The 15616-nt window shown below is 64.8% G+C and carries 8 protein-coding genes and 2 pseudogenes; 8 read left to right on the top strand and 2 right to left on the bottom strand.

The features are described from left to right. Positions 1 to 494: 494 nt before the first annotated feature. The 4 genes and pseudogenes from ABZU69_RS34470 to ABZU69_RS34455 all read left to right on the top strand — a co-directional run. A pseudogene (locus ABZU69_RS34470) lies at positions 495 to 1400 on the top strand (non-reducing end alpha-L-arabinofuranosidase family hydrolase); the annotation flags it as partial. Continuing rightward, entirely contained in the window at positions 1383 to 1736 is a 354-nt protein-coding gene (locus ABZU69_RS34465; RefSeq protein WP_354968447.1) for a PxKF domain-containing protein, read from the top strand. The pseudogene ABZU69_RS34470 and the gene ABZU69_RS34465, both read left to right, overlap by 18 nt. Before the next feature lie 83 nt (positions 1737 to 1819). Next, positions 1820 to 3949, top strand: a complete 2130-nt coding sequence (locus ABZU69_RS34460) for a family 43 glycosylhydrolase (protein WP_354968446.1) — start codon at positions 1820 to 1822, stop codon at positions 3947 to 3949. Positions 3950 to 4023: 74 nt separating this feature from the next. Continuing rightward, positions 4024 to 4416 (top strand): hypothetical protein, encoded by a 393-nt coding sequence (locus ABZU69_RS34455; RefSeq protein WP_354968445.1) that lies wholly within the window; start codon positions 4024 to 4026, stop codon positions 4414 to 4416. Positions 4417 to 4533: 117 nt separating this feature from the next. Here the strand turns inward: ABZU69_RS34455 and ABZU69_RS34450 are convergent. Continuing rightward, positions 4534 to 5061 (bottom strand): annotated as a pseudogene (locus tag ABZU69_RS34450) (IS6 family transposase); the annotation flags it as partial. Positions 5062 to 5816: 755 nt separating this feature from the next. Here ABZU69_RS34450 and ABZU69_RS34445 point away from each other — a divergent pair. Together ABZU69_RS34445 and ABZU69_RS34440 are read left to right on the top strand one after the other, a co-directional pair. Further along, positions 5817 to 8633 (top strand): immunoglobulin-like domain-containing protein, encoded by a 2817-nt coding sequence (locus ABZU69_RS34445; RefSeq protein ID WP_354968444.1) that lies wholly within the window; start codon positions 5817 to 5819, stop codon positions 8631 to 8633. Between the two features lie 830 nt (positions 8634 to 9463). Next, positions 9464 to 10609 carry an ISAs1 family transposase gene (locus ABZU69_RS34440; protein WP_354968443.1) on the top strand — a complete coding sequence of 382 codons (1146 nt, stop codon included), beginning with the start codon at positions 9464 to 9466 and terminating at the stop codon, positions 10607 to 10609. Between the two features lie 197 nt (positions 10610 to 10806). On the opposite strand, the gene ABZU69_RS34435 is transcribed toward ABZU69_RS34440, so the two are convergent. Continuing rightward, the gene (locus tag ABZU69_RS34435) at positions 10807 to 11076 is read right to left on the bottom strand and encodes a hypothetical protein (RefSeq protein WP_354968442.1); all 270 of its coding nucleotides are present in this window, start codon (positions 11074 to 11076) and stop codon (positions 10807 to 10809) included. A gap of 463 nt (positions 11077 to 11539) precedes the next feature. Here ABZU69_RS34435 and ABZU69_RS34430 point away from each other — a divergent pair, with 463 nt between their 5' ends. Together ABZU69_RS34430 and ABZU69_RS34425 are read left to right on the top strand one after the other, a co-directional pair. Then, positions 11540 to 13213: an FAD-binding protein gene (locus ABZU69_RS34430; protein ID WP_354968441.1), complete on the top strand. Its 1674-nt coding sequence runs from the start codon at positions 11540 to 11542 to the stop codon at positions 13211 to 13213. 915 nt (positions 13214 to 14128) lie between these two features. Further along, the gene (locus ABZU69_RS34425) at positions 14129 to 15538 is read left to right on the top strand and encodes a hypothetical protein (RefSeq protein ID WP_208869502.1); all 1410 of its coding nucleotides are present in this window, start codon (positions 14129 to 14131) and stop codon (positions 15536 to 15538) included. The last annotated feature ends 78 nt before the right edge of the window (positions 15539 to 15616 follow it).

The following is a 15616-nucleotide window of genomic DNA, read 5'->3' as shown; positions in this document are numbered from 1 at the left end:
CCAGATTCGACAAACTCGCTGTGCGCTACCAGGCCACACTCCACGTCGCCGCGATCAACGAATGGCTCTGAACCGAGCTATGAAACACGGCCTAGAGATCGGATCGAAATGTTAGCGCTAACACCCGCCTCAGGGGGGATGGCCCGTGTCGTGTTGGGTGGCTGACTTCGGGGCCAACTGGCGGCCTGCAGGCCGCGCACCGTGGCGGTCACATAGAACCGCCAGCCTGGTCGGGCCACGCCGCTCCCCGTCAGCAGGGGGAGGAGCACGGTCCATCCCAACGAAGGCGAACGCAGTTCGTTGGCTCCGGCGACCCGCTGGCAAGTCCCCAGCCGGCGGGCAACCAAAGAACAGGAGTACCAGTGAGAGTGAAGAAACCCAGTATCCGTTCGTTAGGTCTTGCCGCCGTCATAACGCTGGCTGCGTTCGTGCCAGTATCGACCCAAGTTGCTTCCGCCGACGTCGACGACGCTCCGCTGGCCAACTCGTCCACGTCGTGTCCGCTTCCTGCCAAGTACAGTTGGACGTCCACGGGGTCACTCGCGACTCCGAAGGCGGGATCGGTCTCGCTCAAGGACTTCTCCACGGTCGAGTACAACGGCCAGCATCTCGTCTACGCGACCACCCACGACACGGGAACGTCGTGGGGCTCGATGAACTTCAGCCTCTTCGACGACTGGTCTGACATGGCCACCGCCACGCAGAACACGATGACCTCTTCCACGGTTGCGCCGTCGCTGTTCTACTTCGCTCCCAAGGACATCTGGGTCCTGGCCTATCAGTGGGGCCCGTGGCCCTTCATCTACCGGACCTCCCACGACCCCACCAACGCGAACGGGTGGTCGGCCGCGAGCCCACTGTTCACTGGAAGAATCTCCAACTCCGGCACGGGGCCGATCGACCAGGCGGTCATCGGTGATGACACCGACATGTACCTGTTCTTCGCCGGGGACAACGGCAACATCTATCGGGCCAGCATGCCGATCGGCAACTTCCCCGGCAACTTCGGTGCCGCCTCAACCATCGTGATGAGCGACACCCGCAACAACCTGTTCGAGGCGGTCCAGGTCTACAAGGTGCAGGGCCAGGACCAGTACATGATGATCGTCGAAGCGATCGGCGCCAACGGGCGGTACTTCCGCTCGTTCACCGCCACCAGCCTTGACGGTACGTGGACCCCGCAGGCCGCGACCGAGAGCAACCCCTTCGCCGGCAAGGCCAACAGCGGCGCCACCTGGACCAACGACATCAGCCACGGCGAACTGATTCGCACCGGCGCCGACCAGACCATGACCATCGACGCCTGCAACTTGCAGCTGCTCTACCAGGGCCGCGATCCGAGCTCGGGCGGTGACTATGGCCTCCTGCCCTACCGGCCGGGCCTGCTCACGCAGAAGAAGACCCTCAGCGGCTTCTACCAGCCAGTCGAAATGGACGGGGTGATCAACGCCGTCAAGGCCGGAAGCACTGTACCGATGAAGTTCGAGGTCTACTCGGACGCCACGGAGCTGACCGACCCCGCCCTCGTAACCATGACAGTGGCCGATGTCGCCTGCGACGCCAGCGCGCCGACGGAAGAAGTCGATTCTCTCACCACCGGCGAGACAGCGCTTACCTACACCGACGGTCACTTCCAGTACAACTGGAAGACCCCGAAGAGCCCCGGCACCTGCTATGCCATTGCCGCCACGACAGAGGACGGATCGAGCATTACCGCTCAGTTCAGCCTCCGCTAGTCACGACACCGACAGGGAGGGGCTCCGCTCCGTCCCCTGCACCCCCTTCGTGAATCTCTAGAGTCGACAGTCCGGTCCAACTCGTGGACCGGACTGTCGAGTGTAAGGAAAGGAAGAGGTGCATTATGCCTTATCTGTTGACAAGAAGGCGGAGGGCCATCTCCGTCATGATGGCGCTCATCCTAGCTGTCGGGGGCCTGGCAACTGCCCAGCCCGCGCACGCAGATATGCCGGTCATCGGCTCGTCTGACAATGGTGACGGGACGTATGACAACCCAATGATCTGGGCAGACGTGCCCGATACGGACGTCATCCGGGTCGGTGACGCCTTCTACATGTCGAGCACGACAATGCATATGAACCCGGGTGTTCCGATCATGAAGTCGTACGACCTCGTGAACTGGGAGATCATCAGCTACGCGTACCTGATCATGGATGACAGGCCGGCGACTACGCTGAAGAACAACCAGAACATGTACAGCCAAGGGACCTGGGCTAGCAGCCTAAGGTACAAGGACGGAACCTTCTACATCGTTGTCCCGTCACCGACAACGAACAAGACCTATTTCTTCCAGACCGAGGATCCAGAGCACCAACCGTGGCGCCGAACAGAGGTCAACACCCGGTACCACGACGGCAGCCTCCTGATGGACGACGACGGACGCAACTGGCTCGTCTACGGCAACAATCCCCTCAGGATCATTGAGGTCAACCAGACTGTGACCGGCATCGCCGCGGGCGCCCAGTCGCGGGTGCTCATCCAGAACATCCACGCGCCGGACCCGATCACTGGAATTACGCCCACGAGCGGGCTTGCAGAGGGCTGCCACATCCAGAAGATCGACGGCACCTACTACGTTGAGTGCATCACGTGGCCTTCCGGGAAGCCGCGTACCCAGGTTGCCCACCGCGCGAGTAGTCTCGAGGGCCCTTGGGAGTCCAAGACAATCGCCCAGGAGAATGTCCGGGTCGGGAATGGCACTGGCGGGCCAGCCCAGGGCAACATCGTCGACGACGGGCAGGGTAACTGGTACGGCGTAGTTTTCCGCGACAGCGGTTCAGTCGGCCGAATCCCTTGGGTCATGCCAATCCACTGGACCGATGGCTGGCCGATGTACGGTGACGACGAGACTGGCCTTCACCTTACGCGGGGCGGCCCGAAGCCAATTCAGGGCTTCGAGATGAAGAGCGTTGTCTCGTCAGATGAGTTCACCAATAGCGAGCCAAAGCCGACTTACAACGACGCGATCCTGGATCCTCTTTTGCCGGAGTATGTATACAACGGCTCGAACCTCAAGCTTGAATGGCAGTGGAACCACAATCCAGACAATCGGTACTGGTCGCTCACTGAGCGTCCGGGTTGGCTGCGGCTTGCAACGGGGCAGATGGCCACGAACGTGCTAAATGCACGAAACTCGCTGACGCAGCGAACCTTTGGGCCAGCGTCCTCCGCCCAGGTAGCGGTTGATGTCAGCAGCATGAAGAACGGCGATCGTGCGGGCCTCGCGCTCTTCACTGCTAGATACGGCACGATCGAGGTGCGAATGGACAATGGTGCCAAGACCATCGTCATGATGAACAGCTCTTCGACCACGAACCACACCGATGTCGCGAGTTTTCCTCTCACGTCGAACACGGTCTATCTTAAGGCGGATGCAGACTTCGCAGGTCAGTTGGACCGAGGAACGTTCTACTACGGCCTTGACGGCGTGCACTGGACCCAACTGGGTAACACCCAGCAGATGAGTTACAGCACGAATAACCACTTCATGGGGTACCGCTTCGCCCTGTACAACTACGCGACGACCGAACTCGGCGGTTACGTGGACTTCGACTACTACCGGATCAGCGACGAACTGCAGGGTGCAACGCCGCTGACGATCAGGGGCTTCTACCAGCCAGTCGACATGGACGGAGTGATCAACGCCGTCAAGGCCGGAAGCACTGTACCGATGAAGTTCGAGGTCTACTCGGACACGACCGAGCTGACCGACCCCGCCCTCGTAACCATGACAGTGGCCAATGTCGCCTGCAACGCCAGCGCGCCGACGGAAGAAGTCGAGTCTCTCACCACCGGCGAGACATCGCTTACCTACACCGACGGTCACTTCCAGTACAACTGGAAGACCCCGAAGAGCCCCGGCACCTGCTACGCCGTTGCCGCCACAATACAAGACGGATCGAGCATTACCGCTCAGTTCAACCTCCGCTAACACGACACCGACACGGAGGGGCTGCGCACACCGCAGCCCCTCCCGTCTTGTGCACTTCGCTCCTATACCACAGAGTGAACCGCCGATACCGGGGCTATCTGGCGTTCATCATCCTCGTCACGGCTCGGTGGAGACGCGCCGCCGGCCCGGTGGCGCTGCTCGTGCTGTCGCTGTTGGTGACGGCGTTCTTCCTGTTTCAAGCCCCGGTTTGGTGCTGCGCAGTCAACTGCGACGGACCCCTGTGCCGGAACAACTCCTCTGGCCTCTTGCTTGGCTGTAGCAAGCGGCAGCACAAGTGGCAGAAGCTCAGGATGACCATCGTTCCGCATGCCTGGCGGCAGATGAACCGCGGGCTCTGGGCGTCGCCGCGGGAGGCGCTGACGACCCTCGGTGCTGTCGTGGGCATAGTCTCCGCGCTTGTCGCAACGGCTATCAGTGTTTCCGGGCAGGTGTCTGGTAAAGCCTGAGCGGTTCGACCGCCGTCGGTGCCTCACCGTGCCCGGCGACGAGACGGCGTAGGCCGCACTGGTGCCGTTGCATTGTGGGATCGCCGGGCGCGTTGAACCCGCGTCGGTCCGAGGTCATCAGATCTCCAGGGCGAGGGCGGCGAACGCCGCCGACACCCGCGTAGCCGGCGGGGCATCGACGGCGAGCTCGTAGTGTCCGCGGCGCAGGTTCTGCATGAACGCGTGGCCGGCGATGATCACTTGTGCTGTCTCGTCCGTTCGTAGTCCGCGCATCGGTCTCAACCGGTGTCTGAGCTGGCTGTGATCAGCCTCGATCGGATTGTTCGCGCACTGTTCGACGTGGCGCCACGCCTGCGGGATCAGCGCGTCGAGCACGCCTGGGTAGACCGGGGCTGCGTCGGTGACGACCTCGCTGGGTGTCACCTTCAACGTCGACAGCGCCCTGCGGAAGAACCGCCGGGCCGCACCGGCGTCACGGCGGGCCGAGACCAGCACGTCGACGACCTGCCCGTGCTGGTCGACCGCCCGGTAGACGTAGCGCCAGATTCCGTTGATCCTGACGTACGTTTCATCAACGAACCACCTGTCACCGGGCGAGTGCCGGCTGAATCGGGCGGCGTCGGCCAGCAGCGGGGTGAACCGCTGCTCCCGCAAGGCGCGAAGCAGGAACGGAACGTTCTTCACCAGTTTCCTGCCCGCGATCAGTAAGGACGCCCTGAAGAGGATCAGCGGAGAAGTCCGCTCATGGCGGCTTCACATGCGGATGCATCTGACCTTCTCCGAGCTGGCGCAAAGGACCAACCCGGTCGTGCGCGGCTGGTTTCTACGGGGCGTTCTACCGCTTCGCGCTGCTACCCCTCCTACGACGCATCAACGCCTACCTGATGCGCTGGATCCGCCAAGAAATTCAAACGGCTCCGGAAGTTCAAGAAGGCCCACGAGTCCTGGAAACGCATCACCCGCCAGCACCCCAGGCTCTTCGCCCACTGGACATGGACACCGACGTTCTGGTGATCAGGATGACAAGAGCCGTGTAACGGGAGACTGTTACGCACGGTTCTGTGGGAGCCGGAGGGTGAGACTCCCGCCGGCCACCCGACCTTTAGGTGCGAAACACGAGATCCCCAACCGGCGACGCAACTCCAGGAGCTCGGACCGCAGGGCATCGTCTCGTTGACCTCGTAGTGCCGCCATTGTTAGCGTGAACAATGCTCATCCACTTCAGAGGGAGTCTGACACCGACCAAGGAGGATCAATTGAGATTGCGACAGCAAAGGTCACGTCACACGTTGAGTCGGAAGGGTAGAGGTGTCGCGGGCCTGGTACTGGGGGCGCTTCTCTCGGTCTCGTTCGCAGCGACGCCCTCGCACGCTGCCGAGGAGGAGCTCAACGAGGGTCTGGTGCACCACTTCGCCCTCGACGAGACCAGTGGGACGACGCTGGTCAACTCGGGCAGCGCGGGCTCGGCGGCGAACGCCACGCTCGTGAGTCCGGAGAAGGCGACCTTGACCGGGAAGGGAGTCAGGTTCAACCCCGACTCCTACGAGAGCGCCCTCAACGGTGCGTACGTGGCCCTGCCGAAAGACATCACCGCCGGCATGTCGAACCTCACCGTCGACTATGACGTGTGGATTGACCCGGCGAACGTCGGCGAGCACCAGATGTGGGGCTTCGGCGCCAAGTCCGGCTCGTGCGACGTCGACACCGGCGCCCAAGGCTCCATCTTCGCGTCGAACACCCAGCGGTTCCGCGTCGCGGTGGGTTCGGCGAACCTCCAACAGACCCGGGTCCGCATGCCCGAGGGAGCGTGGACGCACGTCACCTTCACCCAGTCACTGAACGCGAACGGTACGAGCTGGACCGGCAAGCTCTACCTCGACGGCGTGCTGCACGCGACGTCGACGAACCTGACCACGCCGCCTTCGGTGAACGCAGCGGGGACCAACTGCAACTTCCTCGCTCGCTCGCAGACGTCGGGCCACTACTCATTCCGCGGAACGATCCGGGACTTCCGGGTCTACGACCGAGCAGTGAGCCTCGATGAGACACTCGCCTTGGCGGAAAGGACCGTCTCCACTGGCGTTCACGCCGACGCCGACGCCATCGACCTCGGCCTGACCAGTGCGATCGTACGCGACATCACTCTGCCCAAGGTGGGCTCCGTGGCGGGCTCGGCCATCACGTGGACGAGTTCGGACCCGTCGGTCGTCGCGGTCTACACCCCGCCAGCCGTCGCCAGCGCACGCAAAGTTGCGGTGACCGGCAGGATCACCCGCCCCGCGCAGGGGCAGCCGGACGCGACGGCCACGCTCACGGCGACTGTCCGCAAGGGCGCCAATCAGGTCACCACGCGAGAGATCCCCATCGTGGTGAAGGCCGAGTTCGACGACGCGCAGGCGGTCGACCGTGACAGGTTCGACCTGACCCTGTACGACACCGACGACGTGCGCGGAAACATCAACATCCCTGCCAACGGCGAGTTCGGATCCAAGATCACCTGGAAGTCGACCACCGAGCTCGTCACCCCGACGGGTGAGGTGACTCGCCCGGCCTTCGGCCGTGCGGATGTTGCCGCCACCCTGACGGCGACCATCACCAAGGGTTCAGCCTCGCAGACGAAGTCGTTCCCGGTGACCATCACCGCCATGCCCCGTTCCGAGGAGTACGAGCGGTACTTCATGGGGTACTTCAAGGGCGAGGGAATCGGCGACGGTGAGCAGATCATGTTCGCAACGTCCAACGGAAACACCGCTCTGGACTGGACCGGTCTGACCGGAGGCTTGCCGTCGCTCATCTCCCAGCTGGGCGACCAGGGCCTTCGTGACCCGCACATCGTCCGCTCACCCGGCGGCGACACGTACTACATGATCGCCACCGACCTGAACTGGTACGACCAGGGCGGATACGCCATCAACGACACCCAGTACATCGAGGTGTTCGAGTCGCACGACCTCGTGCACTGGACTCCTCAGCGGCACGTGAAGGTCGCGCCCGACAACGCGGGCAACGCCTTCGCGCCCGAGTCGCTGTGGGTCGACGAGATCGGCGCCTACGCCGTGTTCTGGGCACAGTCGCTGTGGAACGACCCCGTGAACCGCACCGGTCAGGGGAACGCGCAGATGTGGTACACCACGACGCGCGACTTCCAGACGTTCTCCGGTCCCAAGGTCTGGCAGAACCCGGCCCCTAAGTCGCGGATCGACACGACCGCGATCCGGGTCGGTGACTACTACTACCGCGTGACCAAGAACGAGGCCGGCAACCAGGGCTCGGACATCTTCTCCGAGAAGCACACCGACTTCCTGGGCAGCAACATCGACAACTGGAAGTTGGTCGCTCCGGCTCTGGGCCGCACGACCTGGGTCGCCAATCAGGGGTACGAGGGGCCGGTCATTTTCAAGGCCAACCCTGGTGACACCTCCTGCCCCGGTCAGTTCTACCTCTGGGGTGACCGGTACACGAACGGCGGTGGATACCAGGCCGCGTGCCACGAGAACATCGAAGCTCCGACCTGGAACGCCAAGGCGATCACGATGACGAACGCGGGTGTTGTCCGTCCGCGCCACGGCACCGTGATCCCGCTCACCCTCCGCGAGTGGAACGACATCCGAAAGATCCCGAACAGCGACGTCACGACCACCACCGAGGTGGCTGTCGATCCGTACGCGAGCGGGGCCCAGACGACCACGGCCACCGCCACGGTCAAGGCAGCCGACGGGTTCGAGACCGGCGGTCAGGTGCGGTTCAGCATCGGCTCGTGGTCGAAGCTCGCCTACCTGAACGACGGCGCGGCCACGGTCACGCTGCCGACGGGTCTGGCTGCGGGCGCCCGGACCGTTAAGGCCGAGTACCTCGGCTTCGACTACCTGAAGGCGTCGGAAGGTACGGCGTCGTTCAAGGTGCCCTCCGGCCCGGCCGCCGTCAAGGTCCAGGCGAGAACCGCGCCGGCATCGGTTGTCCGCGGGGACACGGTCAGCCTGAACGTGACTGTTGGGCCGGCGGGCGGGCAGAAGCAGCAGGCTCCGACCCCGACCGGTGAGGTCACCGTCACCTTCGGCGGCACCGTGCAGGTCGTACCACTGACGGACGGCAAGGCCGTCGTCACACTGCAGACTGCCGATCTACAGCCCGGGAGGTACAGGGTCCACGTTGCCTACTCCGGCAACCCGACCTACCAGCCCTACGCCGCCAACTACCAGAATTTGACGGTGCGGTAGCCAGCACAGAAAGATCTTGATCCACAGGTCTTGGCGATAGCTCCCTTGCTCGGTCCGGTTCCGCAGGTTCCCGGACCTGAGCTTGAGCATCGTCCCAGGTCTGTCGTCACATACACCTTCCGCAGGCGGACTTGGAGGCAACCCGGGGCGTGCTGAGATGAGCGACAAAAAGGAGCGGGCGAGATCGATTGATCTCGCCCGCTCCCTACCTACTGCTTCAGACTAAGGGGTGATCATGTCCTTTGAGGCAACCAGGTTGTAGTTCTCCCCAAACACGTTGAGCTCGTGGACTCCGACCTTGACGTTCTCGGTCGTACCCAGGATCTTCAGCCTGACTGCGTTCGTCAGCACCTGGTCGAAGGCGACTAGTCAGCCGTGTACGCAGTGGTGTTCGTACTCCTGTCGACCAGCGGCCGCCACGTGTTCGTAGCGATGTCCTTGTACTCTGGTGTGTACTGCACGGTACTGTCCTCTGTGAACGCACGCCCGAGCTCCTCCCACTGCATCTGCGCAGCAGAGATGTGGAAGACAGTCGCGAAGCCCCTGATGTACGTCGGCGCAGTGTCGCTGTCAGCCGGCTCCCACCAGGTGGATAGGGATCGGTCCCCTCCGTAGTACGGGATTGCGCCCGGGGGCATAGCTCAGGGCAAAGGCAAGGTAGCGATATGACTGTTACGGGCGGTTCGTGTAGGCGCTCCTGATCATGGTGGTATGGGGGCGGGCGTGACCTTCCGATGATCATCCAGGTGTTGAGGCTGGAGCATCGAAGGGTCACGCCCGTGGGTTCATCATCGCTGATCGACGTGTTAGCCGGGCACGCGGATCCGGCCGTGGCACCGGTAACGGAACCGGAGGGTGCTCGCAGCCTGGTAGAGGCGTTGCAGCAAGTGCCGGACCAGCGCGACCCACGCGGCGTAATCCACGTGCTGGCCGGTGTGCTGGCAGTGGCGGTAGCCGCGGTCCTGACCGGCGCTCGGTCGGTGACGGCGATCGGTGAGTGGGCAGCCGATGTCCCACAGGGGGTTCTGGCCGACCTCGCCGTGTTCCGCGATCCGTTCACCGGCCAGTACCGGCCGCCCGTGACCTCGACGATCCGCCGGATCCTGGTCGATGTCGACGCTGACGCTCTCGACACGGCGGTGAGCCGGTGGATCATCGCTTCTGCCGCATCGGCGACCGGCATGCCGCGCAGACGGGCCTACAGTGTGGACGGCAAAACTCTGCGCGGCAGTGGCCGCGCCGGCACGCAGAAGCATCTACTCGCCGTGCTCGACCAGCACACCGGCGCGGTCCTCGGCCAGGTCGACGTCGACGGCAAGACCAACGAAATCACCCGCTTCGCGCCGCTGCTCGACGCCCTGGACCTGACCGGGGCCGTGGTCACGGCCGACGCCCTGCACACCCAACGCGAGCACGCCCGCTGGCTCGTCGACACCAAGCGCGCCGCGTATCTGTTCACCGTGAAGTACAACCAGCCCGGCCTATACCGGCAGCTCAAGAACCTGCCCTGGTCGAGGGTGCCGGTCCAGGACGAGACCAGTGAACGCGGACACGGCCGCTACGACATCCGCCGCCTACAGGCCGTCACCTGCACCGGCGCCCTCGCGCTGGACTTCCCCCACGCCACCCAAGCCCTGCGGATCCGCCGACGCCGCCTCAACCTGAGCACCGGGCGGTGGTCCACCGTCACCGTCTACGCCATCACCAACCTCAGCGCCGCGCAGGCGACCCCCGCCGAGTTGGCCGACTGGCTCCGCCGGCACTGGACCATCGAGGCCCTGCACCACGTGCGTGACGTCACCTACGACGAGGACGCCAGCCAGGTCCGTACCGGCAACGCACCCCGTGCCATGGCCACCCTGCGCAACACCGCCATCAGCCTGCTCCGCCTCGCCGGCATCACCACCATCGCCAAAGCCCTACGCCACAACGCCCGCGACCCCTACCGACCCCTCCGACTCCTCGGAATCGAATGAATCAGACATACCTCTACCTTGCCTCAGCCCTGGGGCATAGCTGCTTGCCCAGTACACCTGGCTGTTGGTAGCCACATTGTAGAGCCCGACGTCGTCCCTACCCGAGATCTTCTTCCCGGGAGCCAGTTGCGGCGTGTTGGACAACTCGCAATCGAGCGATGCAATTTCCGACCGATCGATGAACCGGACCGGTGTACTCAATGAGGCTGAAGCGGCGATGTCTCATCGGCGGCTTGCACGGTGACGGCGACAGCACTATCGTCTTCGAATCGCAGCGTGAAGACGGGGTCGAGGTCGCACAGGAATGCGAACGCGTCGCGGTCCTCGTTGCGGTCGCTGACCAGGTGACCGCGGGCCTCCCAGCCGGCGTCGGCGGCGGTAATCACGACGGCCACCTCGATGCTGCCGAGCAGGGTGGATGAGTTCGCCCACCAGTCCAGCCAGCAGCGGCCCTCGACGCGGTCCATGCCGTCATCCTTGCAGGGCGAGGCCGGGCCGGCTGCCGGCCGAGTGGGAGAACTCTCCTTACATCGATCAAGGCGGCCCGCTAACGGGCCGCACGCGCCGCCGCCAGGGCGCGCGCCGGTCGCTGCCGCTTGCGCTCTGCGGTCGCCACGCCTGATGTGCCGGGCATTATCAGAGTGCCTGATGTAGACATCAATAATTGACTATTTACCCGTTGCGTGGGACGTAATAGAGTCGGACCCGGGCCGGTTCAAGAATCTGGCTGCGCCAGGAAATGAGCCAAGCGCGGACGTCCGGCCGCACTCGAACTGCAGCTTTCGGAAATAGCTGACCGGGGCATCGACATCAGGCCGACCGAAATTCCGGCCAGATTGATGAATGACGTACGGATCAGGAGCCCAGGCCAGCGCTGTCGTCCGTCGGCTGTGGTGCGGCCCGATTACCTCCTATGGATGGGAGTTGTGGATGAGTGACGTGTCCCGTCGGAAAGTGCTTCTGGGTGGCGCGGCGGCGCTGGGCGGCGCGGCCGGGATCGGCCTGAGCGCCGGCGCGCCAGTTCGCCCCGCCGCAGCCGGCCTGCCGGTGGGCGCACCGCAGCTCACCAGCTCGGGAGAAGCGGTCACGGTGACTCCGAGCGACGCCCGATATGCAGACATGGTCTACGGGAGCAATCGGCGGTGGACCGGCCGCCCGGAGTACATCCGGGTGGTGCAGAGCACTCAGCAGGTGGTCGACGCGGTCCAGGACGCGGTACGAGCCCGCAAGCGCCTGTCGGTACGCAGCGGCGGGCACTGTTACGAGGACTTCGTCTACAACGCGGACGTGGAAGTCGTCATCGACCTGTCGGTCATGCGTGCCGTGTACTACGACGACGCGCGACGCGCATTTGTCGTCGAGGCCGGCGCGACGCTCTACGAGGTCTACCTGGAGCTGTATCGGTCCCAGGGTGTGACGATACCGGGCGGGTCCTGTGGTTCGGTGGGCGCCGGCGGCCACATCTGCGGCGGCGGTTTCGGGCTGCTCTCCCGGCTACATGGGCTGACCGTCGACCATGTGTACGGGGTCGAAGTCGTGGTGGTGGACCAGCGCGGCCGGGCCCGTTCGGTGATCGCCACCTGGGACCAGGGTGATCCCAACCGCGACCTGTGGTGGGCGCATACCGGTGCCGGCGGGGGGAACTTCGGTATCGTCACCCGCTATTTCCTCCGCACCCCGGGCACTGAGAACCGGCCGCCGAGCGAGCAGTTGCCGAAGCCACCGGGACAGGTGTACTCGCACTCCCTCTCCTGGGACTGGGCCGACATGACGGAGAGCAGGTTCCGTACGCTGCTGAAGAACTTCGGGACCTGGCACGAGGCCAACAGTTCCCCGGGCTCGCCCTATGCGGGACTGCACAGCTCGTTGGCGCTGAACACGGCGGCGAGCGGCGAGATCTCGATGTCTACTCAGATGGAGGCCAGCACGCCGGGCGCGGCGCAGCGGCTGGAGGCGTTCATCAGTGCGGTCAGCGCGGGGTTGAGCGCGCCGCGACCGATGCGGGTCCGGGCCGGCGAGCAGGAGGCCAGGCCAGAGTTCTTCGTTCCGCAGGCGGTGCAGTGGTACCAGTCGATCAGATCTTCCGGCGGTGGGGGCAGCTGGACGCGACGCTCGGACTACAAGTCGACGTACATGCTCACCGGTTTCCCGGACGACCAGATCGCCACCATCTACCGACACCTGACCAACACCGAGAACAGCAGCGATCTGCTCCAGGTCAGCTCGTACGGTTGTCAGATCAACGCGGTGCAGGCCGGCGCGACCGCGGTGGCGCACCGCAACTCGATCCTGAAGCTGCAGTATCAGAGCTATTGGAGCGATCCGGCCGAGGAGGCCGGTAAAGTCGCCTGGCTGCGCGAGTTCTACCGCGACGTCTACCGCAGCACTGGCGGCGTTCCCGTCCTCAACGGGGTGACCGACGGGTGCTATGTCAACTACCCGGATGCGGATCTCAATGATCCACAGTGGAACACGTCGGGCGTGCCATGGCACGACCTCTACTACAAGGAGAACTACCCCAGGCTCCAGCAGGTGAAGCGGCGCTGGGACCCGACCAACACCTTCCGGCACACCCAGTCCGTACGCCTGCCGGGCGTCGCGTAGAGCGCCAGGTGCCCGCGGCAGCCCGCCTTCACCGTCGTCTCGTCCAGCGGTGAGGGCGGGCCCACCGCCGGCTTCCCCGGTCGGTACGGGTGATCGGCGTGCCCGTCCCGTTGCCTTCGCTCACGTCCTCAGTGACACCGCCAGCCGCCGTGGACAAATGGGAATGTCGCCGTGGATATGGCCTGGCGCGATGGCGTGACCATGCGAAGCGTGAGCGCCAACGGTGCCGCCCATCCGTCGTACCCATCCGCTCCCTTCATGGCGACCGGTGCGCCGAGCGGGGCGCGGACGACAGTAGGTGAGGTGTCGTCCGCCGTGAATAACGAAAATGGAATGGACCCATCCAGGCAACTGATGAACGCCTGCCCGACGAGGTCGCGGCCGTCCGGTGGACCCTCACGCGCTGGGTGCGCAGACCCCCTAGGGGGTGTGTTTCCGCAGTTCCCGGCCGTTTGCAGGGGCCGTGCGGGGGCGGGCAGGGTCGATGCCGATCACCTTTCGGAAACGATACGAGCCATTGATCAACCCAACTCAGCGTGTGGATCAGATTTGCTGATACTCGCATCAGGGAGATGCGCTTAACGCCTCGCCAAAGCCATCGTACGGTGGTCGCCAACCGCCGTCTCGATTGTCCGCTGAGGGCCCGCCGTGGAGGCGCCGCACAATTTCGGAGCCCCGCAGGAGCCGGCACGAGCATCCGCGTCCGCGCGATGGACTGGAGGAGCTGTGAAAAAGGTAGGCACACTGAACCGACGTGAGTTGCTGAAACGCGGAGGCGTCGTGGGCGGCGTACTCGCCCTGAGTCCACTTCTGCAGGAAGTGGCAATGGCGGCCCCCACAATGGCGAGCGCGCCGGCAGGTGGCGACGGACTCCGCATTGGTAAGCGAATCTACGAGTCGATCGGCGTGCGGCCGATGATCAACGCTCGTGGCACGTTCACCATCATCAGCGGATCCCTGATGCTGCCCGAGGTGCGGGACGCGATCGACGCGGCCGCGCGGCACTACGTACACCTGGACGAGCTGGCGGACGCGGTCGGCACCCGGCTGGCGGAGCTGACCGGCGCGGAGTTCGGCCTCGTCAGCTCCGGCTGTTCGGCGGGGTTGACCCATGCGACCGCCGCCTGCGTCGCCGGCGGCAACCCCGACCTGCACGTTCGCATTCCCGACCTGGCGGGTTTCCAGAAGACCGAGGTGATCATCCCTCGGCACTCCCGCAACGTCTACGAGGCCGCGGTCAGCGCCGTCGGCGTACGCGTGGTCGAGGTGAACACCCGCGCCGAGCTCGAGGCGGCAATCGGGCCGCAGACCGCAATGGTCTACGTGATGGCCGGACCACGGGTGGACGACAGCGAACTCCACACCCGGGCGATCGCGGATATCACCGAGCCGCGCGGGGTGCCGCTCCTGGTGGACGCCGCCGCCGAGATCCTCACCATCCCCAACGTCCACCTGCGCAACGGCGCGACGCTCGTCGCGTACAGCGGTGGCAAGGCCATCCGGGGCCCGCAATCGGCCGGGCTGGTGCTCGGCCGCGAGGACCTGGTGCGCGCGGCCTGGGTGCACAGCGCCCCGCACCACGGCTTCGCCCGCGGCTTCAAGGTCGGCAAGGAGGAGGCCATCGGCATGCTGATGGCCGTGGAGATGTGGGTACGGCGTGACCACGACGCCGAGTGGGCGCAATGGACGTCATGGCTCGAGCACATCGCCAGCCGGGTGGAAAAGGTCCGGGGCGTCACGACGAGGATCGTGCAGCCAACGGGCCTGTCCAATCGGACACCGTCGCTTCGGGTGCTCTGGAACGAGAAGGAGCTCCGCCTGTCCGGCAGTACCGCCGTCAGCGCGCTCGACGCCGGCGAACCCCGGATCGCCTGCAGCTCGACCAGCAGTGACGGACTGACCGGGGTTTCGATCACCCCGTACATGATGATGCCCGGCGATGAGCGGACGGTGGCGAACGAGCTCTACAAGCTGCTGAAGAACCCGCCACCCCAGCCGGAGACGCCGACGCTGCCGCCGGCGGTCGACCTCACCGGTCGGTGGGAGGTCCAGATCGAGTACCTGGCCAGCTCGTCCACCCACGTCTTCGAGCTGACTCAGCAGGGCAACGAGGTCACCGGTACACACCAGGGCGAGTTCGTCTCGCGAACACTCTCCGGGACGATCAGCGACCGCCAGGTCCGGTTCCGCAGCAACTACCCGGAGTCGAACGGCGATGCCCTCAGCTTCACCTTCACCGGCACGGCCGGCGGCCAGGCGATGGCCGGCGCCCTCGACATGGGGGAGTACCTGGCCGCCAAGTGGTCCGCCAAACGACGTGGGTGACGGCGTTGCCGAGCGGCGCGGGCCAGTCAGTCCGTCACGCCATACACACAAATAGCACCGCACAAAATCAGCAAGAGG

Source organism: Micromonospora sp. NPDC005206, from assembly GCF_040608175.1.
GTDB lineage: Bacteria > Actinomycetota > Actinomycetes > Mycobacteriales > Micromonosporaceae > Micromonospora.
This window is presented reverse-complemented; position numbering and strand designations above follow the sequence as displayed.

What these genes read in the sequence shown, in the direction of transcription:
- ABZU69_RS34435 (WP_354968442.1), bottom strand. Translation starts at nt 11,076, where the DNA reads ATGGACCGCGTCGAGGGCCGCTGCTGGCTGGACTGGTGGGCGAACTCA.
- ABZU69_RS34430 (WP_354968441.1), top strand. Translation starts at nt 11,540, where the DNA reads ATGAGTGACGTGTCCCGTCGGAAAGTGCTTCTGGGTGGCGCGGCGGCG.
- ABZU69_RS34425 (WP_208869502.1), top strand. Translation starts at nt 14,129, where the DNA reads ATGATCAACGCTCGTGGCACGTTCACCATCATCAGCGGATCCCTGATG.